General features: G+C 72.4%; 21 protein-coding genes. 5 read left to right on the forward strand and 16 right to left on the reverse strand.

Going from position 1 to position 21,067, the window contains the following annotated elements:
• Window positions 1–22: 22 nt before the first annotated feature.
• On the reverse strand, window positions 23–862 hold the full coding sequence (locus OG559_RS10740; RefSeq protein ID WP_405114786.1) for a hypothetical protein: 840 nt from the start codon (window positions 860–862) through the stop codon (window positions 23–25).
• Window positions 863–1,075: 213 nt separating this feature from the next.
• Between OG559_RS10740 and OG559_RS10745 the strand changes: the two genes are divergently transcribed.
• Window positions 1,076–2,158, forward strand: coding sequence for a Glu/Leu/Phe/Val dehydrogenase (locus OG559_RS10745; protein ID WP_405114788.1), 1,083 nt, complete (start codon window positions 1,076–1,078; stop codon window positions 2,156–2,158).
• 313 nt (window positions 2,159–2,471) lie between these two features.
• The gene (locus OG559_RS10750; protein WP_405114790.1) at window positions 2,472–2,708 is read left to right on the forward strand and encodes a DUF3073 domain-containing protein; all 237 of its coding nucleotides are present in this window, start codon (window positions 2,472–2,474) and stop codon (window positions 2,706–2,708) included.
• A gap of 151 nt (window positions 2,709–2,859) precedes the next feature.
• On the opposite strand, the gene amcA is transcribed toward OG559_RS10750, so the two are convergent.
• The 5 genes from amcA to OG559_RS10775 form a co-directional block, all read right to left on the reverse strand.
• Window positions 2,860–3,096: a multiple cyclophane-containing RiPP AmcA gene (gene amcA, locus OG559_RS10755; protein WP_405114792.1), complete on the reverse strand. Its 237-nt coding sequence runs from the start codon at window positions 3,094–3,096 to the stop codon at window positions 2,860–2,862.
• Entirely contained in the window at window positions 3,065–4,171 is a 1,107-nt protein-coding gene (gene amcB / locus OG559_RS10760; protein ID WP_405116563.1) for a cyclophane-forming radical SAM peptide maturase AmcB, read from the reverse strand. Before amcB ends, amcA begins: the two co-directional genes overlap by 32 nt.
• 129 nt (window positions 4,172–4,300) lie before the next feature.
• Window positions 4,301–5,455: a phosphoribosylformylglycinamidine cyclo-ligase gene (gene purM / locus OG559_RS10765; protein WP_396671682.1), complete on the reverse strand. Its 1,155-nt coding sequence runs from the start codon at window positions 5,453–5,455 to the stop codon at window positions 4,301–4,303.
• Window positions 5,456–5,519: 64 nt separating this feature from the next.
• Complete coding sequence (gene purF, locus OG559_RS10770; RefSeq protein ID WP_405114795.1) at window positions 5,520–7,058, reverse strand: amidophosphoribosyltransferase; 1,539 nt, start codon at window positions 7,056–7,058, stop codon at window positions 5,520–5,522.
• 160 nt (window positions 7,059–7,218) lie between these two features.
• Window positions 7,219–7,554 (reverse strand): sterol carrier family protein, encoded by a 336-nt coding sequence (locus OG559_RS10775; protein WP_396672058.1) that lies wholly within the window; start codon window positions 7,552–7,554, stop codon window positions 7,219–7,221.
• 131 nt (window positions 7,555–7,685) lie between these two features.
• On the opposite strand from OG559_RS10775, the gene OG559_RS10780 reads away from it, so the two are divergent.
• Window positions 7,686–9,890: a carboxypeptidase-like regulatory domain-containing protein gene (locus OG559_RS10780; RefSeq protein ID WP_405114797.1), complete on the forward strand. Its 2,205-nt coding sequence runs from the start codon at window positions 7,686–7,688 to the stop codon at window positions 9,888–9,890.
• 123 nt (window positions 9,891–10,013) lie between these two features.
• Here OG559_RS10780 and OG559_RS10785 read toward each other — a convergent pair whose 3' ends face one another.
• The 4 genes from OG559_RS10785 to purS all read right to left on the reverse strand — a co-directional run bounded on the left by OG559_RS10785 (window position 10,014) and on the right by purS (window position 14,613).
• Window positions 10,014–10,769, reverse strand: coding sequence for a 2-phosphosulfolactate phosphatase (locus OG559_RS10785; protein ID WP_405116565.1), 756 nt, complete (start codon window positions 10,767–10,769; stop codon window positions 10,014–10,016).
• Between the two features lie 4 nt (window positions 10,770–10,773).
• Window positions 10,774–13,605 carry a phosphoribosylformylglycinamidine synthase subunit PurL gene (purL, locus tag OG559_RS10790; RefSeq protein ID WP_405114799.1) on the reverse strand — a complete coding sequence of 944 codons (2,832 nt, stop codon included), beginning with the start codon at window positions 13,603–13,605 and terminating at the stop codon, window positions 10,774–10,776.
• A gap of 64 nt (window positions 13,606–13,669) precedes the next feature.
• Window positions 13,670–14,353: a phosphoribosylformylglycinamidine synthase subunit PurQ gene (gene purQ / locus OG559_RS10795; RefSeq protein WP_350880559.1), complete on the reverse strand. Its 684-nt coding sequence runs from the start codon at window positions 14,351–14,353 to the stop codon at window positions 13,670–13,672.
• The gene (gene purS / locus OG559_RS10800) at window positions 14,350–14,613 is read right to left on the reverse strand and encodes a phosphoribosylformylglycinamidine synthase subunit PurS (protein ID WP_387017176.1); all 264 of its coding nucleotides are present in this window, start codon (window positions 14,611–14,613) and stop codon (window positions 14,350–14,352) included. Before purS ends, purQ begins: the two co-directional genes overlap by 4 nt.
• 356 nt (window positions 14,614–14,969) lie before the next feature.
• Here purS and OG559_RS10805 point away from each other — a divergent pair, with 356 nt between their 5' ends.
• Together OG559_RS10805 and OG559_RS10810 are read left to right on the forward strand one after the other, a co-directional pair.
• On the forward strand, window positions 14,970–15,653 hold the full coding sequence (locus OG559_RS10805; RefSeq protein ID WP_405114801.1) for a S1 family peptidase: 684 nt from the start codon (window positions 14,970–14,972) through the stop codon (window positions 15,651–15,653).
• Between the two features lie 63 nt (window positions 15,654–15,716).
• Window positions 15,717–16,283 carry a YbjQ family protein gene (locus tag OG559_RS10810; protein WP_350880553.1) on the forward strand — a complete coding sequence of 189 codons (567 nt, stop codon included), beginning with the start codon at window positions 15,717–15,719 and terminating at the stop codon, window positions 16,281–16,283.
• A 52-nt stretch (window positions 16,284–16,335) separates the two neighbouring features.
• Here OG559_RS10810 and purB read toward each other — a convergent pair whose 3' ends face one another.
• The 6 genes from purB to OG559_RS10840 form a co-directional block, all read right to left on the reverse strand.
• Complete coding sequence (gene purB, locus OG559_RS10815; RefSeq protein WP_405114803.1) at window positions 16,336–17,760, reverse strand: adenylosuccinate lyase; 1,425 nt, start codon at window positions 17,758–17,760, stop codon at window positions 16,336–16,338.
• Window positions 17,761–17,868: 108 nt separating this feature from the next.
• On the reverse strand, window positions 17,869–18,636 hold the full coding sequence (locus tag OG559_RS10820) for a hypothetical protein (RefSeq protein WP_405114805.1): 768 nt from the start codon (window positions 18,634–18,636) through the stop codon (window positions 17,869–17,871).
• Window positions 18,633–19,568, reverse strand: coding sequence for a SigE family RNA polymerase sigma factor (locus OG559_RS10825; protein WP_405114807.1), 936 nt, complete (start codon window positions 19,566–19,568; stop codon window positions 18,633–18,635). The genes OG559_RS10820 and OG559_RS10825 overlap by 4 nt, the downstream gene beginning before the upstream one ends.
• Window positions 19,569–19,787: 219 nt before the next feature.
• Window positions 19,788–19,973: a hypothetical protein gene (locus OG559_RS10830; RefSeq protein ID WP_405117139.1), complete on the reverse strand. Its 186-nt coding sequence runs from the start codon at window positions 19,971–19,973 to the stop codon at window positions 19,788–19,790.
• 6 nt (window positions 19,974–19,979) lie between these two features.
• Complete coding sequence (locus OG559_RS10835) at window positions 19,980–20,618, reverse strand: hypothetical protein (RefSeq protein WP_405114809.1); 639 nt, start codon at window positions 20,616–20,618, stop codon at window positions 19,980–19,982.
• A gap of 174 nt (window positions 20,619–20,792) precedes the next feature.
• Window positions 20,793–21,044, reverse strand: coding sequence for a hypothetical protein (locus OG559_RS10840; RefSeq protein ID WP_405114811.1), 252 nt, complete (start codon window positions 21,042–21,044; stop codon window positions 20,793–20,795).
• Window positions 21,045–21,067: the final 23 nt, after the last annotated feature.

Below are 21,067 nucleotides of genomic sequence, written 5' to 3' on the forward strand. Positions count from 1 at the left end.
GCGGTCTTCGCCCAGGTGGGGGCTAGTTGCAGCGTTCCAGGAGCTGGACCGCTCGCCAGCGAGCGACCAACGTGTCGTAGGCCGTGGACGCCTCTTCGGCCTCCCCCTTGGAGAGCCCGGCGAGCCCGGTGGCGACGAGCGTCGGCGAGTCGTCCGCGTCGAGGGTCTCGTCGGAGAGCAACTGGACGAGGCCGCCGTAGTCCAGCTCCACCACCGAGCGCGGGTGGAACTCCTCCAGCCACCGGGCGGCCTCCTCGACCGCCTCGGTGATCGGCGCCTCGCCGACGGTCTTACGCAACACCGACAGCGCCCGGGACGATCGGCGCCGGGCCTTGGCGATCTCCGTCCGGTAGCGCAGCGCGCGTCGCCCCGGATGGGTGACCAGGTCCCGCTCCTCGAAATCGAACAGGACGAACCAGCGCAGCGGCACGCCCCACGTGGCGATCTGCTCGTGCACCCGGGGAACGCCGTGTTCCAGCACCCGGGCCCCGCTACGCCAGTCCTCCACCACCGCCTTGGCCTGATCGGCGAGGACCGGCGGCACGAACGCGTCGGCCAGCACCGACGGCACGCCGTCCCGAGCGCTCAGCGCCGCCTCGGCCACCCGGATCCGCAGGTTCCACGGGCAGACCAGCAGGGTGTCGTCGACCTCCAGGACGTACGCCTCCTCGGGCGGGTCGGGCAGCCGGGTCCAGCCCGCGCCCAGCGCCTCGATGACCGCCGTACGTTGCCGCCCCGGCCCCTCCGACGGGGCCACCGCCCGCCCATCGGACGCGTAGCGCCGCCAGTACGACTGACGATCCCGGTCGAAGGCGGTCAGCGGCTCGTACACCCGCAGGTACGAAGCGAAGAGCGACGGCACTGCGCGATCCTCCCACGAGACGGAATCCAGACGCGGCCAGCGCCCCGGTCGCACGGCCGGCGTCCCTGCTCACCCGCCGGACGCCCGGACGTCGGACATGCTGAGACGACAGTACGGCTTCGGCCGACATTAGGCTCGACCCACCGGCACCATCCCGCCGGCGTGCCACAGGTCCGCGTCCCAAAAGGACGCACACCGACACAGGAGCCAGCCATGGGCGTATTCGCCAGCACCGACGGACCGTCATCCACCGGCCACGAGCAGGTCGTGTTCTGTCAGGACACGCAGACCGGACTCCGGGCGATCATCGGGATCTACTCCACCGCGCTGGGCCCCGCGCTCGGCGGCACCCGGTTCTACCCGTACGCCAGCGAGGAGGCCGCGCTGGCCGACGTGCTCGACCTGTCCCGCGGCATGGCGTACAAGAACGCCCTGGCCGGGCTGGACCTGGGTGGCGGCAAGGCGGTGATCTGGGGCGACCCGGCGCAGCTCAAGGGCGAGGCGCTGCTGCGCGCGTACGGCCGCTTCGTCGAGTCGCTGAACGGCCGTTACTACACCGCGTGCGACGTCGGCACCTACGTCGCCGACATGGACGTGATCGCCCGGGAGACCCGCTACGTCACCGGGCGCAGCGTGGAGCACGGCGGCGCGGGTGACTCGTCGGTGCTCACCGCGTGGGGCGTTTTCCAGGGCATGCGGGCCGCCGCCGAGCACGTCTGGGGTGCCCCCACCCTGAACGGCCGACGGGTCGGCGTGGCCGGGCTGGGCAAGGTCGGCAAGCACCTGACCCGGCATCTGCTCGACGACCACGCCGAGGTGGTGGCGACCGACGTCGACCCGCGGGCGCGCGAGTGGGTTCGCACCAACCACCCGCAGGTCGAGCTGATCGAGGACGCCGCTGGGCTGGTCGCCGCCGACATCGACGTGTACGCCCCCTGCGCGCTGGGCGGCGCCCTGGACGACGAGACCGTGCCGGCGCTGCGGGCGAAGGTGGTCGCCGGGGCGGCCAACAACCAGCTCGCCCACCCGGGGGTCGAGAAGCTGCTCGCTGACCGGGGCGTCCTCTACGCCCCCGACTACGTGGTGAACGCCGGCGGTGTGATCCAGGTCGCGGACGAGATCGAGGGCTTCAACTTCGAGCGGGCCAAGCTGCGGGCCACGAAGATCTACGACACCACCCGCCAGATCCTGCGGCTGGCCGACGAGGAGGGTGTCCCCCCGGCGGTGGCGGCGGACCGGCTCGCCGAGCGCCGGATGGCGGAGGTCGGCCGGCTGCGCTCCATCCATCTGCGCTGAGCGCCACGCCCGGCCCGGTACGGATAAAGCGCCGGGTCGGGCTCCTCGGGTGGAGCGGGACGGGCGGCGGCGTTAAGCTGGAAATAGAGGTGATTGCCACCCATCTGTCCGGCGTCATGGGCGGTTCGGCATTCGGCCCTTACCCCAGTACACTTGGTGACAGCCGGGTCACTGCGACGCGCAGGGCCGGCAGACGGTAACCCGAGGTGCCGAACAGCGGCATCCCCATGTACCGTAAGAGCCACGAGAGATGCCTGACGTCATCGGGGCCCGCCTTCGGGCTGCCCCGCATTCTGTGCGAGGGGGTCGAGCCATGGGGCGCGGCCGTGCTAAGGCCAAGCAGACGAAGGTGGCCCGGGAGTTGAAGTACCACTCCCCGAACACCGACCTCACCGCCTTGCAGCGCGAACTGGCGGGTCCTGGTAAGTCGGACCACGCCGTCGCTGCTGGTAAGTCGGACCACGCCGTCGTCGATGACGACTACAAAGAGTATGTCGACGACGACGACCCGGACGAAGACCCGGACCCCTGGGTCCGTCCGACCCGCTGACCTCCGGGAACATCTGAGCACGCGGCAAGCCCCGCGTGCTCACGCATGTACCCATCGGGATGCGGCGTACCCACCCGATGATCAGGGGCCTGCCGTGCCGGAGCCGATCCGGTCGCCGCGGCAGGTCCTTGATCTCGGACCCGCCCACCCGTCACCGGGGCCGGTTGTTCCAGTTGTAGAACGTCGGGATGTTCTCGAAGTGGTTCCAGGCGCAGACCGCCCCGGCACCCTCGCCCCCAGCCGCCTCCGAACGCAGCCGGCGCGCGTCCTCCGCCTCCTGGAGCAGGTCGGCCAGCCCGGCGGCGGTGTCCCGCACCCGGTCGACGACCGGTTGCCCGGTGTCTCCCCCGACACGTTCAGCCTGCCGGTCTCCGATGGTCTCGGGCATGGTCCAACACTCCCTCCAGTAGGCGGATCTTGCTGTTGCGGCAGTGCTCGGTCTCCGTACCGTCGAAACGCCCCAGCTCGAAGTAACGGTTGGCGGCGTGCCCACCCCCGCAGAAGCCGAAGTACGGGCAGGACGCCCGGCACGCCTCCACGCCGGCCAGGAACTCACCCACCCAGGGGGTCCTCCGCTCCGCCCCGGCCAGGATCTCGGCCAGCGGAGTGGTCAACACGTTGCCACTGCTGAAGTCGCCGTACCCGGGGTCGGTGAAGCCGGCCAGCTCCGGGGAGAGCACGGTCACCGACCCGTCGTGGCCGACCGTGGGGATCGGGTCCAGCCGCCGGGGCAGCAGATCGTCGGAGCTGCCGTCGAGCACCGCCGCCGCGTACCGTAGCGACCACTCCACCTCGCGCAGGTGGATCCGGGGATCCCGACGCCAGGCGGCCACCAGCTCGGCCCAGAACGCCCGCACCGGCGCCGCCTCGTGGGCGTTGCCGCGGGTGTTGACCCCCTCGGTCTCCTCGATGTTGACCCCCAGCACCTCGCAGCCGAGGCCGAGGAAGTAGTCGTACAGCTCGGCGGCCCGGCCCGGGGTCGGGTCGCTGACCACCGCCAGCGCCGAGAACGGCAGCCCGTGCCGGCGCAGCGTCTCGATCCCGCGCACGATCCGGTCGTACGCCGGCCGGCCTGCCCGGGTGACCCGGTCGCCGTTGCGCCCACGCGGCCCGTCCACGCTCACGCTGACCCGCACCCGGTGCTCGGCGAGAAACTCGCACCAGGCGTCGTCGATCAGGGTGGCGTTGGTCTGTACGTGGTGTTCGACCTCCGGCCCGAACGGGGCGAGCAGCGCGGCCAGGTGCTCCCGCCCGGTCGCGAGGGGCTCCCCGCCGTGCCACACCACCGAGAACCGGCCGGCCGACGCCCACGGGTTCACCGACGCGGCGACCGCCTGGGCCACCGCGACCGGCATCCGCCGGTCCGCCGCCCGGAACGGCAGGTAGCAGTACGCGCAGTCCAGGTTGCAGAGGGTGGTCGGCTGCATCACGACGTAAGACGGGACCGGGGAGAGCCCCCGCATCCCGCTCACCTGCCGTTTTCGAGCAACCATCGCCCTCCTTCCTGGCCCAAAGGTTGTCCTTCAGGCTAGGCGGCGATGACCACTCGGGTGAACCCCTGATCAGGTGCTCGGATGATCAGCGCTGCGTGATCAGCCCCGGGTGTGCTGGCCGACCATCTGCACCCTGCCGGTGCCCTCGATGATCTCGCCGGCCTGCCAGGCGTCGACGCCCCGGCCGGTCAGCGTGGCCAGGGCCCGGTCGGCGTCCTCGGCGGAGACGATCGCGAACATGCCGACGCCCATGTTGAAGGTCGCATCCATCTCATGGTCCTCGATCCGGCCCTTGGACTGGATCAGGTCGAAGATCGGCTGCGGCTTCCAGGTGGAGCGGTTGACCACCGCGTCGACGTGCTCGGGCAGAATCCGGACCAGGTTGCCCGGGATGCCGCCGCCGGTGACGTGCGCGATCGAGCGCACCTCGGCCTCGGCGATCAGCTTGAGGCAGTCCTGGGCATAGATCTTGGTCGGGGTGAGCAGTTCCTCGCCGAGGGTGCGCTGCCGACCGAAGTCGTCGATCACCACGTCCAGCCGCATCCGGCCGGCCCCCAGCAGCACGTGCCGGACCAGCGAGTACCCGTTGGAGTGCAGGCCCGAGGAACGCATGGCGATGACCACGTCGCCGATCTCGACCCGGTCCGGGCTGAGGATCTCGCTCTCCTCGACCACGCCGACGCCGGTGGCGGAGACGTCGTACTCGTCCGGGCGCAACACGCCGGGGTGCTCGGCGGTCTCGCCGCCCAGCAACGCGCAGCCTGCGTACCGGCAGCCGTCGGCGATGCCGGCGCCGATCTCGGCCACCTTGTCCGGGACGACCTCGCCGCAGGCGATGTAGTCGAGCAGGAACAGCGGCTCGGCGCCGCAGGCCACCAGGTCGTCGACAACCATGGCGACCAGGTCGATGCCGATCGTGTCGTGGATGTCGAGCTGCTGGGCGATCACCAGCTTGGTGCCGACGCCGTCGGTCGAGGACGCCAGGATCGGGTTCTTGTACTTCTTCGTGTCCAGCCGGAACAGGCCGGCGAAGCCGCCGAGGTCGCCCATGACCTCCGGGCGACGGGTCTGCTTCACCTTGGACTTGAGCAGCTCGACCGCGCGGTCGCCCGCCTCGATCGAGACGCCGGCGTCCGCGTACGAGACCGAGCGTTTGCGCGCCGGGCGGCCGGTGCCGGCCGTCCAGGGCTGGCGGTCGCCACCGGCGCCGGTCGGGCTGCTTCCTGTGCCGCTGCGCTCGGACACGTGCGTCACGGTTCTCCCCTTTGTGGTTCTCGCGGGGTACCGGGGCTGACCGGCGGGCCCGCGTCGGGCGGTGCTATGGGCGGTGTACGGTCGCGCCGCCCGGAGCGGCGACGAGCGGTGCGGCGGCGTGCTCCGGGACGTCCGGGGCACCAGCGACTCGGCGTCCCACTCCCTCGAGCACGTGCTTGCCGATCAGGTTCCCGGCCGGCAGCTCGATCGGGTACTCCCCGTCGAAACAGGCCCGGCAGAGCCGGGTCTTCGGCTGCTCGGTCGCGGCGATCAGGCCCGACAACGAGACGTAGCCCAGCGTGTCGGCGCCGATGGAGCGCCGGATGCCCTCGTTGTCCAGCCCGTTGGCGAGCAGCTCGGCCCGGGTGGCGAAGTCGATGCCGTAGAAACACGGCCAGTTGACCGGCGGGGAGGAGATCCGGACATGAACCTCCAGAGCACCCGCCTCGCGCAGCATCCGGACGATGGCCCGCTGGGTGTTGCCGCGCACGATCGAGTCGTCCACGACGACCAGCCGCTTGCCCCGCACGTTCTCCCGCAACGGGTTGAGCTTGAGCCGGATGCCGAGCTGACGCAGGGTCTGCGACGGCTGGATGAAGGTGCGCCCCACGTACGGGTTCTTCATCAGGCCGGCGCCGTAGGTGATCCCGGACTCCTCCGCGTAGCCGATCGCCGCCGGGGTGCCGGACTCCGGCACCGGGATGACCAGGTCGGCCTCGACCGGGTGCTCCTTGGCGAGCTGGCGGCCGATCTGCACCCGGGCGGCGTGCACGTTGCGCCCGGCGATGGTGGCGTCCGGCCGCGCGATGTAGACGTACTCGAAGAGGCAGCCCTTCGGCTCCGGCGCGGCGAACCGGCTGGACCGCAGCCCGTCCTCGTCGATGGCGATCAGCTCGCCCGGCTCCACCTCGCGGACCACGCTCGCCCCGACGATGTCCAGGGCGGCCGTCTCGCTGGCCACCACCCAGCCGCGCTCCAGCCGGCCGAGGACCAGCGGGCGCACGCCGTGCGGGTCGCGGGCCGCGTAGAGCGTCGACTCGTCCATGAAGACGAAACTGAACGCGCCACGCAGCTGGGGCAGAACCTCCAGCGCGGCGGCCTCGACCGAGAGGTCCGGCCGGCTGGCCAGCAGCATGGTCACCAGCGAGGTGTCGTTGGTCGAGCCGTCGGCGACCATGCCCCGCTCGGCGACCTCACGCTGCAGCTCGGCGGTGTTGACCAGGTTGCCGTTGTGCGCCAGCGCGATCGTGATGCCCGCACTGGTGGACCGGATGGTCGGCTGGGCGTTCTCCCAGGTCGAGCCGCCCGTCGTCGAGTAGCGCGCGTGCCCGATCGCCAGATGCCCGCGCAGGCTGGCCAGGGTGGGCTCGTCGAAGACCTGGGCCACCAGGCCGAGATCCTTGTAGACCACCACGCCCGAGCCGTCGCTGACGGCGATCCCGGCGGCCTCCTGGCCCCGGTGCTGGAGGGCGTAGAGCCCGAGGTAGGTCAGGTTGGCGACCGCCTCCCCGGGCGCCCAGACGCCGAAGACGCCACAGGCGTCCTGCGGGCCGGGTCGTTGGGGATCAAGGTCGTGGCTCAGCCGGCCGTCGCCTCGGGGCACTTACCGCTCCCTCATGCTGGGTCTGGACTGGCCGGGCGGGATCTCGGGGGCGGATCCGCGCTTGCTCGGCCGGGACCACTGTCGTCGCCTCAGAGTGTACGCGAATGAGTGTCGATACTGAGAGTCACGGTGGGACCCCTTTCCGTGTCCGGCGCGATGGCTAGTCGCCCAGTCGGAGCGGAAGGTGCACGGAGAGGTCAGCGCGGACACCGCTGACCCGCACTCGCCCCTCGGCGACCGCGTCCGCCCAGCTTCGGCGGCCCGTCGCCAGTTCCAACCAGGTCGCCGGGTCCAGCTCGACGACGTTGGGCGGGGTGCCACGGGTGTGTCGGGGACCGGGAATGCACTGAACTGCACCGTAGGGTGGGACGCGCACCTCCACCGATCGGCCGGGAGCTCGGTCCGCAAGGGCGGCCAAGAGGGCACGAACCGCCTCCCGAAACACCAGCCGTTCGGGCGTACGGCCCTCGTCGAGGGCGGCGAGCGCGGCGGCCACGGCTGCGGACTTTGTGTGCGGAGAGGACACGACGGGACGATACGACCCGGCTCCGACGCTTTCGACACGGCCCTGGGTCGCGCCGATCCGGTCAGACAAGGCATAGTTGCCGACGGCGTATTCGTACCGTGATGATCCCCGGCCCGGCGCCCCGCCGGCCAGGGAAGTCAGACCGGAAGGCGGTGGACGTGTCAACACACCGACGTGCCTGGAAGCAGCGGGCCGGTGTGGTCGTGGCGCTGGTGGTCGGCGTCCTGTTCGCCGCCCCCGCCGCACCCGCCCTGGCAGCCGACATCAGCGTCTCCCCTGGTTCAGCGACCATCCAGGCAGGCGGTACCACCGCCATCAACGTGCAGCTGACGCCGAGGAGCGACGACGAGAAGTTCGTCATCATCGCCGTGGCGGGTCTCCCGCGAGGCGTGAGCTGTGGGAGCGGCTGCGGCAAGGTCGACTTCAACGGCACCGGCCCGGTGAACCACGTCGTCCAGCTCCGCGCCTCCGGCGACGCGCCGAACGCGGACAACCAGCGGGTGACGGTCAACGCGACCAGCATCCAGGGCGGCCAGAACGGTCGGGACTTCCAGCTCAGCGTCAAGGCGAAGGCCGCGCCGGAGCCGACGCAGGAGCAGGTGCAGACCGTCAAGTCGGTCTCCGGCAAGGTGGTGGCCACAGCCAACGGCACTGCGGTGCCGAACGCCACCGTCATGCTCCAGGACAGCGGCGGCCACCGCTACGAGACCACCAGCAACGGCAGCGGAGACTTCCGCTTCACCGGCAGCAAGGACCGGCCGATCACCCCGGGCCGGATCGGTATCGGTGCCGTCCGGGGCGAGTTCCGCACCACCAAGTCCTTCGACGCGAGCGCCGGGCAGAGCGTGACCGGGCAGCGGATCAGCCTGGCGATCAAGGTCGAGGTGAGCCCGAGTCCCACCCCATCGGCCAGCGAGGAGCCGCTGCCCACCGAGGAGCCGACCGAGGAGAGCCCCGAGGAGAGCCCTGCGGCCACCCCGGGGGCCCCGAAGAACGCCTCCGCCGAGAACGACTCCGACGGCTTCAACTGGCTGCTCATCCTGCTCGGTGGCCTGTTCGTGGCCGTCGGCGTGGGCACCATCGTGCTGCTCTGGATGAAGCGCCGGGAGAACGGCGACGACACCGACGACGACGCCCCCGCCGGTGCCGCCGCGGCGGGCGCGGTGCCCGCCGCCCGGGGGGCGTACCACGGGGCGGACGACAAGACCCGGGTGGTCAACCGGGCCGGCGCCGGGCCGGACCCGACGATGGTCGTCGGCGCCTCGCTCAGCGACGCGCCGACGATGATGCAGCGGCCGATCGTGGACGACGTCCCGCCGGACCCGTACGGCGCCCCGCCGTCCGCGTACGGCCCCGGTGGCCAGCAGGGCGGCTGGGGAGCCGGCAGCGGCGGCGGATACGGCGACGAGCCCCAGGGCGGCGGCTACGGCGCGGCCGGGGGCTACGGCAGCGCGCCCGCCTCCGGGGCCGGCTACGGCAGCGCGCCCGCCTCCACCGGCGGCTACGGCGGGCACGGCACCGACGCCCCGGCGTCCGGCGGCGGCTACGGCAACGCCGCCCCCACCTCGACCGGTGGCGGGTACGCCTCCGGGAGCGGGTACGGCGGCACGCCCGGCGGGTACGGCACCGACGCCCCGGCGTCCGGCGGCGGCTACGGCAGCCGGGGCTACGGCGCACCGGCGGACGCGGCGGCCGGGGGCTACCCGGGCCAGGGCGGCGGCTATGGCGAGCGCTACGACGAGCCGACCGGCCGGTACACCGGCGAGGGCACCGGCTCGTACACCCCGCCGGCGGACCCGTACCCGACCAGCACCTACCAGGCCGACCAGGGCCACAACTACGGCCAGCCGGAGCCGTCTCCGCAGTACGGCCGCGGCGGCGAGCCCACCGGCGGCGGGTACGGCCAGCCGGGCGGCTACGACGCCGGCCAGCAGGGCGGTGCCTACGGCGGCCAGCCGGGCGGCTACGACGCCGGCCAGCAGGGCGGCGGTTATGGCGGTCAGCCGGGCGGCGGCTACGACCAGCGCGGCGGCAGCTACGGCGGCGAGAGCTACGGCCAGCAGGGCGGCTACGGCCAGGCAGGCGGGTACGACCAGCAGCGTGGGGGGTACGGCCAGGAGCCCCCGCAGCAGCGTGGGGGGTATGGCCAGGAGCCCCCGCAGCAGGGCCACGGATACGACCAGCCGACCAGCTACGACCAGCAGCAGGGCGGCTACGGCGACCAGGCCCAGCCGGGTCGGGCCCGGCCCGACGGCCCGCCGCAGCAGGACCGTGGCGGGCGCCGGCTGGACTGGCTGGACGACTGACCCTCGCGGGTCGACCGCCCGCACCGCGACGCAGAGAGCGGCTGCCCCGTCGGGCAGCCGCTCTCGCCGTCGGGGCCGGGGAGGAAAAGAGAAGGGGACCGGCCGAGGGGCGGGCGAGCCGGCTCAGGCGGCCGAGAAGACGCCCTGCCGCAGCACCGGCACCACGTCCGAGACGCCGACCTGGACCGCGACCTCCACGTCGTCGGCAAAGCCGCCCTCGACGAGTTCCCGGCCGGAGACGCAGCCACGCACGGCGGCCGGCACGTCCGGGGTGCTGGCCAGCGCGGCGAGGGTCATCGCGGCCTCCACCGACAGCCCGCCGGGCACCCCGGAGAGGATGTCGAGCACACACCCCGCCCCGAGCTGGTCCTCCACGGAGGGTCGCAGGGCGCCGTCGGGCCAGCGCTCGCCGGAGGCGATCACGCCGATCGGGGCGTCGGCCGAGCCGTACCCCCGCTCGCACAGCCAGCGCCCGACGGCGCGGGCGTTGCGCAGGCAGGCTGCGACCACCGGAAGCCCGGTGGCGCTGGCGGCGGCGCTGATCGCCGAGCCGTTCGGCGACGGCAACACGAGGTCGGCGACGACCGGCGCGGTGCGCAGCGCCGCCGGGGAGAGCGACCACGGGTGCTCCGGGGTCATCTGCCGGCGGCCCACGGCCGCGACCGCGCCAACCCGGCGCGCGTACTCCGCCGCCTGCTCGCCCCAGGGGAACGGGTGCACCCGCATCCCCCGGGCGACCGCGATCTCCACGGTGGTGGTGAACGAGAGCACGTCCACCACCACCAGGACTGCGCAGACGCGGCCGAGCTCCGCCGCGCCGGTCAGCCCCCAGTCGAACCGGGCGCCGGAGCCGGGTTGGGCGAAGACGGCCGCGGCCAACGTCTCAGCGCTGATCGGGCGCGGCGAGCCCGGCACCACCAGCGCCAGGTTCGGTCGCCCCGGAGGGACCGGCGGCCCGCTCCGCGCCGTCGACCCGCTCGGGCCCGCCGTCGACCGGCTGCCCGGACGCCCCGCCCGGGGCGTCGGCGGTGGGCCCGGCCTCGGCAGTCGCCGTCGTGTCGGCGGCCGTCCGATCGGCCACGGCGGAGCCGGTGTGCTCCGGCGCCACCCGATCGCCCGGCGCGGCGACGGGGGCCGCCGCCTCCCGGGCACCCTCGACGGTGTCGACCGCCGGAGCCGAAGCAGCCGCGGTCGCCGCCGGAGCGGTGCCCCGCCCGGCCGGGGCGACCTCGGCCGACTCCGTCCCGCCGAAGAGCCGGGGCAGCGTGGCACCGTGTACGGCGCGCAGCTCGTCCAGACCGATCCGGAACTGGCCGCGCACCTCAAGGGCCCCGCCGGCCTGGTCGGTGACCCCGATGACCTCCCACGGGACCCCGCGCTCGGCGCAGAGGGAGGTGAACGCCTTCTCGTGGCCGCGCGGCACCGAGACCAGGACCCGCCCGGCGGACTCACTGAACAGGAAGACGAACGGCATCGAACCGCCGGCGAAGTGCTCCGGCACCGCGATCTGCGCTCCGACCCCGCGGCGCAGGCAGGACTCGACCAGGCTCTGTGCGAGGCCACCGTCGGACAGATCGTGCGCCGAGCTGAGGTGCCCGACCCGGGCGGCCTCGGCCAGCAGCTCGGCGAGCTGCCGCTCGCGGGACAGGTCGACCTGCGGCGGGATGCCGCCGAGGTGCTCGTGAGTCACCCAGGCCCACTCCGAGCCGGAGAGCTCCACGTGCGTCTCGCCGAGCAGGAAGAGCTGGTCGTGATCGCCGCCGGTGCGCGGGACGAAGCCCATCGACACGCGCCCGGCCACGTCGTCCAGCACGCCGAGCACGCCGACCACCGGGGTCGGGTGGATCGCCGCCGCTCCGGTCTGGTTGTAGAAGCTGACGTTGCCGCCGGTCACCGGGATGCCCAGCTCCAGGCAGCCGTCCGCCAGGCCGCGGACGGCCTCGGCGAACTGCCACATCACGCCCGGATCCTCCGGCGAGCCGAAGTTGAGGCAGTTGGTCACGGCGATCGGCTTCGCGCCGGTCACCGCCACGTTCCGGTACGCCTCGGCCAGCGCCAGCTTCGTGCCGTGATACGGGTCGAGCCGGGCGTACCGGCCGTTGCCGTCCAGCGACAGGGCGACGCCCAGACCGGTGCGCTCGTCGATCCTGATCACGCCGGAGTCCTCCGGCTGGGCGAGCACGGTGTTGCCCAGCACGTACCGGTCGTACTGCTCGGTGACCCAGGTCTTGTCGGCCAGGTTCGGCGACGCGATCATGCGCAGCACGGTCTCCCGCAGCGCCTCCGGGGTCGCGGGCCGGGGCAGCGTCTCGGCCCGGTCGGCCTGGATGAGGATCAGGTCGGCCGGCTCGCGCATCGGACGGGCGTAGACCGGGCCGTCGTCGACCAGCGAGCCCGGCGGGACGTCCACCACGAGATGGTCGCGCCAGGTGATCACCAGCCGGCCCGGCTGGCCGTCCGAGGACGGCGCGGTGACCTCGCCGATGGCGGTGGCCCAGACGCCCCACTTCTCGGCGGTCTTGAGCACCGCCTCCAGCTTGTCCGGGGCGACGACCAGCAGCATCCGCTCCTGCGACTCGCTGGCCAGGATCTCGTGCGGCTCCATCGAGGCCTCGCGCAGCGGGACCCGCTCCAGCCGGACCCGCATGCCGGTGCCGGCGGAGGCGGCGGTCTCGGTGAGCGCGCAGGTCAACCCGGCGCCGCCGAGGTCCTGGATGCCGACGACCAGTTCGGCGTCGTACAGCTCCAGGCATGCCTCGATGAGCAGCTTCTCCATGAACGGGTCGCCGACCTGCACGGACGGGCGGCGCTGTTCGCTGCCCTCGTCGAAGGTGGCACTGGCCAGCACCGACACTCCGCCGATGCCGTCCCGGCCGGTCCGGGCACCCATCAGCACCACGACGTTGCCGGGGCCGGCGGCCTCCTTCTTCTGCAGCCGGTCGACCGGAAGCACGCCGAGGCAGAGCGCGTTCACCAGGGGGTTGCCCTGGTAGCAGGGGTCGAAGACGACCTCGCCGCCGATGTTGGGCAGGCCGAGGCAGTTGCCGTAGCCGGCGACGCCGGCCACCACGCCGGGCAGCACCCGGGCGGTGTCGGGGTGATCGGCCGCGCCGAAGCGCAGCGGGTCCATCACGGCGACCGGGCGGGCGCCCATGGCGAGGATGTCCCGGACGATGCCGCCGACGCCGGTCGCCGCGCCCTGGTACGGCTCGACGAAGCTCGGGTGGTTGTGCGACTCGACCTTGAAGGTCACCGCCAGTTCGGCGGAGACCTGGACCACGCCGGCGTTCTCGCCGATGCCGGCGAGCAGCCGGTCACTCGGCGGGGCCTTCTCGCCGAACTGGCGCAGGTGTACCTTGCTCGACTTGTAGGAGCAGTGCTCGCTCCACATGATCGAGTACATGGCCAGCTCGGCCTGGGTGGGGCGGCGACCGAGGATGTGCCGGATCCGGTCGTACTCGTCGTCGCGCAGGCCCAGCTCGGCGTACGGCTGGAGCTCGCCGGGGGTGTCCATGGCATGCGGCACGGTGTCCGGGCCGTGCGCCCAGTCACCGGCGGGCGCGGACCGGGCCTGGTCGGGGTGGCGGACCGCCTCGACGGGCCGGGCCGGGACCGGGCCGGGCTGCGGCGCCACGGGAGCCGTGAACGGCTCCGCCGGGGCGGCCGGGAAGCCGCCCGGGTTCTCCCGTACCGCCGGGTCCGGATGGGTGGTCATGACCTCTCCTCGCTGCGCTCGCCGCCGCAGGGGCGGTTGAGCCGACCGATGGTGCCGCGCACGGTCACGCCGGGGCCCCCACCAGGTGCTTGAGCACCGAGGTGAAGAAGCCGAGGCCGTCCAGGGAGGGGCCGGTGAGCGCCTCCACCGCGTGCTCGGGGTGCGGCATGATGCCGACCACGTTGCCGGCGGGGTTGGTGATCGCGGCGATGTCGCGCTGCGACCCGTTGGGGTTGCCGCGAACGTAGCGGGCGACGACCCGGCCCTCGGCCTCGAGCTGGTCGAGCGTCGCGGCGTCGGCGACGTAGCAGCCCTCGCCGTTCTTGACCGGGATCAGCACCTCCTGGCCCGGCTGGAACGTGTTCGTCCACGCCGTGCCGGCGGCCTCGATCCGGAGGGCCTGGTCCCGGTTACGGAAGTGCAGGTGCTGGTTGCGGGTGAGCGCGCCGGGCAACAGGTGGGCCTCGCAGAGGATCTGGAAACCGTTGCAGATGCCGAGCACGGGCAGACCGCCCCGGGCGGCGTCCACCAGGGTCTCCATCACCGGGGCGAACCGGGCGATGGCACCACAGCGCAGGTAGTCGCCGTAGGAGAAGCCGCCGGGGAGGACGACGGCGTCCACCCCGCGCAGGTCCGCCTCGCCGTGCCAGAGCCGGACCGGCTCGGCTCCGGCGATCCGGACGGCCCGGGCGGCGTCCCCGTCGTCGAGCGAGCCGGGGAACGTCACCACACCGACCCGCGCGGTCACGGGCGTGCGCCCACGGTCTCGTCGGCCTCGACCACGCGGACGGTGAAGTCCTCGATGACCGGGTTGGCGAGCAGCTTGTCGGCAATCTCCCGGGCCCGGTCCAGGTCCGGTTCACCGGTGAACTCGATCTCGATCCGCCTGCCGATCCGGACAGAGGCGACGTCGCTGACGCCGAGCCGGGGCAGCGCGTTTGCGACGGCCTGGCCCTGAGGATCGAGGATCTCGGGCTTGAGCATGACGTCGACGACGACGCGAGGCACTGGGCACTCCTGACTGTGTACGCAGTTGGGTGCCGACCCACAACGGGCGAGCGCAGCCAGCCTACCTGGCAGATACCGCCTCAGCCGCACCGGCCGGGGGCAGTTCAGGCAGTGATCAACATAACCGGCCGCCCGGTGTCCGGTCCTGCGTGAAACGTCCCGGAGCAGGTCGTTCGCCACGCCACGGAGAGCCAAATTGTTACATCGGCTTGCCTCGATTGCACCCTTGCCGCAAGATGCGCCAACCCCTACTATCCATCGACAGAACTCAATGCATTGCCGGCTGGTGAACCGTGACCCACGCCGGCACGACCGACCCGGCGATCCCGGGTCCGAGAGGCAAGGAGTACGTCCCGATGCGTATCCGTTCCCTGCTCGCCGTGGTCGGAACCGCCTTGGTCGGCGTCCTGGGCGCCGCCGGTGGCGCAGTCGCCGCCCCGGCCGGCCCTCAGCCGATCATCGGCGGCGGCACCGTCTCCTCCGCCCCGTGGGCGGCCGCCGTCTTCAGCAACGGCTCGTTCACCTGCTCCGGCAGCGTCATCGCCGCGCAGTGGGTGCTCACCGCCCGGCACTGCGTCAGCGGCACCATGTCCGTGCGGGTCGGCAGCGTCTACTACGCCTCGGGCGGCACCACCCGCACCGTGAGCGCCTCGTACACCCGCTACGACCTGGCCCTGCTGCAGCTGTCCAGCACGGTCAGCACGTCCACCGTCACGCTGGCCAGCGCCAACCCGCCGGTCGGCTCCACCAACACGATCTACGGCTGGGGCATGACCTGCTACAGCGGCTGCTCCGCCTCCAGCCAGCTCAAGACCGCCAGCGTCCAGGTGACCAGCACCAACGTGACCGACGCGTACGGCGGGCAGGCGATCCGGAGCACCCGGATCAACGGCAACGCGTGGCGGGGCGACTCGGGTGGCCCGCAGTTCTACAGCGGCCGGCAGGTCGGCGTGGCGTCCACCGCAGACGGGTCGAGCATCCAGAACTACGGCAGCGTCGCGTACAACCGGGCCTGGATCACCTCGGTGGCCGGTGTCTGACGGTCACCCGTCCCGGCACCCCGTCTGGGGCCTGTCGGGTCGTTGACACCGAGGGCGGCGTGGATGGTCGGCGGAGCGCCGGCCGTCCGCGCCGACCCGTTTTGCAGCATCCGGTCAGCTGACCACGGCCGACGAACCGGCCCCCGGCCGATGCGACAGCATCGAACCGTGCTGGTCGTGACGACGGATCAACTGCCCGGCTACGAGATCCGCCAGATCCTCGGCGAAGTGGTGTCCTCGATGGCCAGGACGCGCAACCCGTACCGCGAGGGGGTGAAGAACCTCCGCGGCGGCGCGTACGACCCGATGGCGCCGGACAACCTGACCCGCTGGCGGACGGACTCGGTGGCGCGCCTCGGCGAGGAGGCTCGCCGCCTCGGCGCGAACGCCGTGATCGGCATGCGCTTCGACAGCCGGGACTGCGGCGAGATGTGGATGGAGATCTGCGCGTACGGCACGGCGGTGATCGTGGCCCCCAAGACCCCGGACATCATGCCCCCGGACCAGCCCATGATCGCGGCCGAGACGGCCAACGACCCGGCGATCACCGGGTCCCCCGGCGGCATCGCCGAACCGGCCAGCGCCCCCAACCTCAGCTCCGCCGCCGAAACCCCCACCCGCAACTCCTGACCCACCCGGGCGCGGTCCCGCCCGGTAAGGAGGACGAGGCGGGTGGGGTGGATCAGAGGATGGGGGGTGGGGAGTAGTTGGCGGCGTCGGGGTGGGCGGTGACGATCTTGGCGATGCGGGTGGTGACCGCGTTGACCTGGGCCTCGGCGGCGCCGACGAAGGCGGTACGGTCGGCGACCAGGTCGTCGATGTCGGCGCGGGACAAGCCGAGTCGCTCGTCCCCGGCCAGACGGTCGAAGAGGTCGTTCTCGGCGGTGCCCCGCTCGCGCATGGCCAGCGCCACACCGACCGCGTGCTCCTTGATCGCCTCGTGCGCGGCCTCCCGGCCGACGCCCCGCCGGACCGCCGCGACCAGGATCTTCGTGCTGGCCAGGAAGGGCAGAAAGCGCTCCAGCTCCCGGTTGATCACCGCCGGGTACGCCCCGAACTCGTCGAGCACGGTGAGGAACGTCTGGAACAGCCCGTCGGCGGCGAAGAACGCGTCCGGCAGGGCGACCCGGCGGACCACCGAGCAGGAGACGTCCCCCTCGTTCCACTGGTCGCCGGCCAGCTCGCCGACCATCGACAGGTAGCCCCGGATGATCACCGCGAAGCCGTTCACCCGCTCGCTGGACCTGGTGTTCATCTTGTGCGGCATCGCGCTGGACCCCACCTGGCCCGCCTTGAAGCCCTCGGTGACCAGCTCCTGGCCGACCATCAGCCGGATCGTGGTGGCCAGCGACGACGGCGCGGCGGCCACCTGGGCCAGTGCGGCGAGCACCGCCATGTCGATCGAGCGCGGGTACACCTGACCGACGCTGTCCAGCACCCGGGAGAAGCCGAGGTGCTCGGCGACCCGGCGCTCCAGCTCGGCGACCTTCGCGGCGTCACCGTCGAACAGGTCGAGTTGGTCGGCGGAGGTGCCGACCGGGCCCTTGATCCCACGCAGGGGGTACCAGTTGATCAGGTCTTCCAGCCGCTCGTACGCGATCAGCAGCTCCTCGGCGGCCGACGCGAAGCGCTTGCCCAGCGTGGTGGCCTGCGCGGCGACGTTGTGCGAGCGGCCGGTCAGCACCAGGCCGGAGTGCTCGTGGGCGAGCCGGGCCAGCCGGGCCAGCGTGGCGACGACCCGGTCCCGGACCAGCTCCAGCGAGGCACGCACCTGGAGTTGCTCGACGTTCTCGGTGAGGTCCCGGGAGGTCATCCCCTTGTGCACGTGTTCGTGCCCGGCGAGCGCGCTGAACTCCTCGATCCGGGCCTTCACGTCGTGCCGGGTGACCCGCTCGCGCTCGGCGATCGAGGCCAGGTCGACGTCGTCCAGCACCCGCTCGTACGCCTCGACGACCCCGTCGGGGACGGCCACGCCGAGATCACGCTGGGCCCGGAGCACGGCTAGCCAGAGCCGCCGCTCCATCCGGATCTTCTCCTCCGGTGACCAGAGGTCGACCAGTTCGGGCGAGGCGTACCGGTGGGCGAGCACGTTCGGGATCGTCGTCACGTACCTCAGTCTTTCATGCCTCCCACCTGGGCCCTCCCGATGGCGACCCGGCCCGGACGGCGGGAGGCTGCCGGCGGGGAGCCCCCCGCCGGCAGCCCGATCGTTCCGCTACCGGCCGGGAAGGGCGATGGCCCGGTCGAGCGCGATGCCGATCATCTGCTCGACGCTGAGCAGGTGCCCGTCGTTGGAGAAGATTTGCACACTCACCCTTGTCCCGTCGGTCCTGTGGACAGTTACGTGCCGGTCAGTGATCGGCCGGGACCCAGTTGGGCTGCTGGGATCTTTCTTCCAGGCGTCCCCGTCGATGGCTACCACCTTGTCACCGTTCGGACCGGTGGAGGTCTGGCAGGCACGGCTGTGCCCGGAGCAGTCGTACGGCCCCGAGGGCTCGCCCTTCTTGGGGCGGCCGACATTGATGCCGAGGTAGGAACGAACGCCACCACGGGCAGCGACACCGCTCCCCTGCCAGCCGTCCATGGAGACCCACGCGTACTTTTCCACCGACCAGTTCGGCGTGTCCGTGACCGGGCCGTCCCACTTGCGTTCGTTGGTGGGTGGTTTCGCACCCTTGACCCAGCGCAGGTCCGGCGCCTCGCGCTCGATCGCGGCCAGCATCGCCGTCCGCAAGTGCTTCTGGTGGTCGAGCTGCGTGCCGGACGAGGCCGCGGTCATCGGACCGGGATCACTGGCAGGCCCGATGCCGGTCGCTACGCCTGCGCCGAGGGTCAGCGCGAGCAGCCCGGTGGCGACCGAGGCGTACATCCCTCCACGACGCAGCCGGCCGCGTCGCCGCTCGCGCGTCAACAGGTCGTCGATGTCGACAGAGGATGGCGGAGGTGCGCCGAGCGCCTCGTCGAAAAGCTGCCGGTAAGTCATGTGGTCCTCCCGCTTTCCAGGATCAATCGGTCTGACGCGAGCAGGCGGAGCGTCCCCAGCGCACGGGCGGCCTGGCTCTTCACTGTTCCGGCGCTGACCCCGAGGACCTCAGCGGTCTCCTCTACCGACAGGTCGCAGTAGAAGCGCAGCACCACGACCGCCCGCCTTCGCGGGGCGAGCCGGCCGAGCAGGTCGAGCAGCTCCTCCAGCTCCCCCACCACCGGCTCGCCCGCACGGGGGTCCGCCTGGTCGGGCAGCTCATCGGTGCTGCGTTCGCGCCGCCACGGGCGCCGCTGCTCGTCCAGCCATGCGTGGGTGAGTACTTTCCGCACGTACGCGTCGACGTTGTCGGCGCCGCACACCCGCCGCCAGTTCCGGTAGAGCTTGCCGAAGGTGATGGAAACCAGGTCATCCGCCGTGTGCCAGTCCCGGCAGAGCAGGTAGGCCGTGCGCCGCAGCGGATCCAGCCGCGCCGCCACGAACTGCCGGAACTCCTCCTCGTCGGCCCGGTTCACCGCGCGAATTCTCTCGCTCGCCTCATGCCCAAGGGACGGAGGAGAGCAACTCGCGGGTTGCTCGCTGCGCCTCCCCTGTTCCCTGACCTCAACAGGCGGGGGCACTGCGCCACCCGTCCCACCCTGCCGTGGCACGGCGGTCGTCGGGCCCGGTGGGACGCCGGCGCCCAGGTACTCCTTATGCTCATTTGTGCGTTTTGCCAGCCAGAGGTGACGGGAGCGGCAATCCCGCCAGCCCGCCCGGACGACGAGCCGGTCCAGGTAGCCCACCTGCAATGCCACGGACGCGACCAGGAAGAGCGCCAGCATCGGCAGCGGCAACACCTGGGCCACCAGCCCCTGCAGCAGCGGCTCGCTGGCGCGGCCGAGCGGGCGCAGACCACCGATGGCGAAGCCGGCCAGGGCGGCGAGCCCCACCCCGACCACCGTGGAGACCAGCGGCGGGAGTCAGGTGTTGGCCTGGATTTGGCCGGTGGAGAGGGCCGAGGAACACCAGCAGCCCCGCCTCAGGGGCATCCATCTACACCATCAAGAGCAACGGCTCGATCGCCGCCATGGGTGGAGGCAGGCCGCGGTCCGCCTCCACTGTCGTGTGCACTGTCAGATCGCTCGGCAGCCGCCTGGCCTGCCAGGCCGTCAGGGCTCCAGGATCACGGTCACGCCCCGACCGCCGGCCGCGCAGATCGAGATCAGCTCGTACGCGATCAGCAGTTCCTCGGCGGCCGAAGCGAAGCGCTTGCCCAGCGTGGTGGCCTGCGCGGCGACGTTGTGCGAGCGGCCGGTCAACACCAGGCCGGAGTGCTCGTGGGCGAGCCGGGCCACCGGCACTCACACCGTGGGCACGTCGTGCACCGGGGCGCTGACCACGATGGTCTTGGTCTGCTTGCCGTGGGAGTTGCGCGCGGTCAGCGTGTACGTGTGCTTCTGGATGTCGCCCTCCCCACCCGAGCAGGGGAAGAGGAATGCCTCGCTGCCGGCCGACGGGTAGTCGTCGGCGTAAATGCCGGGGCCGTCGATCGAGAGGGCGACGGAGTCGACGTTGGTGACCCTCCACTCCACGAGGACCGGTCCCCCGGCGATCGGGTTGATGTTGGTCCCGGCCGGACAGAACGGCTTGTCGGCGACGCGGAAGTAGGTGATGGTGGGCGCGTTCGACGTCGACTTCGTGCCGGACTGGCCGCCGCTGCTGCCGGTGCCGCCGCCCTTCGCGCCGCCCCCGGTCGACCCGCCGCCCGGCGCGCCGGTGCTGGCCGTCGCGCCGGAGCTGGCCGTCGCGCCGGAGCCGGGGCCGGGGCCGCTGTCGCCGTCGGCGGGGGTCGGCGTCGGCGGGCCGGCGGGGGCCTCGGTCACGGTGGTCGACGCGGTGGATTCCGTGGAACTCGTGGCGGTGGACGTGCAGCCGCTGGCCGCGAGCGCGGCGGCCAGGACGACGACGGCAGCGGGGCGGAGCAGAGCTCGACCGGGCATGACCACTCCTAGAGGAGGCACCGCCACCGGGACGTCCGGGCGGGCTGGCACCCAAGGTAGGCACATCCAGCAAGAGCGATCCGACCTGCGCGAACACCGCCGGGAAGGCCGGCGGAAGCCGGCGACGGGTCCGGCTCAGCAGAACGACGGGCTCAGTGGGACGACGGGGCCGGCTCAGCAGGGCGCGGGACGGCCGGTCAGCGCGGCGTACAGGCCGCCGGCGGCAGCCTGCTCGGAGTCGTACGCCTGGCGGACGTCGTGCACGCCGCGCTCGTACAGGCCGATCTCCCAACGCCCGTCCGGCGAGCGGCGCAGGAACCAGAAGTCGGGCGGGACCGGCACGTGCTCGTGCACGCCCTCGATCTCGAAGGCGTCCGGTGACAGCCCCGCCGCCAGCAGGGCGCCGCGCACCTCGTACCGGTCCACGCCCGGCCTCCGTTCGACGGGAC

Source organism: Micromonospora sp. NBC_01405 (assembly GCF_045040155.1).
Lineage (GTDB): Bacteria > Actinomycetota > Actinomycetes > Mycobacteriales > Micromonosporaceae > Micromonospora.

What these genes read in the sequence shown, in the direction of transcription:
- OG559_RS10745 (WP_405114788.1), top strand. Translation starts at nt 1,076, where the DNA reads ATGGGCGTATTCGCCAGCACCGACGGACCGTCATCCACCGGCCACGAG.
- OG559_RS10750 (WP_405114790.1), top strand. Translation starts at nt 2,472, where the DNA reads ATGGGGCGCGGCCGTGCTAAGGCCAAGCAGACGAAGGTGGCCCGGGAG.
- amcA (WP_405114792.1), bottom strand. Translation starts at nt 3,096, where the DNA reads ATGCCCGAGACCATCGGAGACCGGCAGGCTGAACGTGTCGGGGGAGAC.
- amcB (WP_405116563.1), bottom strand. Translation starts at nt 4,171, where the DNA reads ATGCGGGGGCTCTCCCCGGTCCCGTCTTACGTCGTGATGCAGCCGACC.
- OG559_RS10780 (WP_405114797.1), top strand. Translation starts at nt 7,686, where the DNA reads ATGATCCCCGGCCCGGCGCCCCGCCGGCCAGGGAAGTCAGACCGGAAG.
- purL (WP_405114799.1), bottom strand. Translation starts at nt 13,605, where the DNA reads ATGACCACCCATCCGGACCCGGCGGTACGGGAGAACCCGGGCGGCTTC.
- OG559_RS10805 (WP_405114801.1), top strand. Translation starts at nt 14,970, where the DNA reads ATGCGTATCCGTTCCCTGCTCGCCGTGGTCGGAACCGCCTTGGTCGGC.
- OG559_RS10810 (WP_350880553.1), top strand. Translation starts at nt 15,717, where the DNA reads ATGGTCGGCGGAGCGCCGGCCGTCCGCGCCGACCCGTTTTGCAGCATC.
- OG559_RS10820 (WP_405114805.1), bottom strand. Translation starts at nt 18,636, where the DNA reads ATGACTTACCGGCAGCTTTTCGACGAGGCGCTCGGCGCACCTCCGCCA.
- OG559_RS10835 (WP_405114809.1), bottom strand. Translation starts at nt 20,618, where the DNA reads ATGCCCGGTCGAGCTCTGCTCCGCCCCGCTGCCGTCGTCGTCCTGGCC.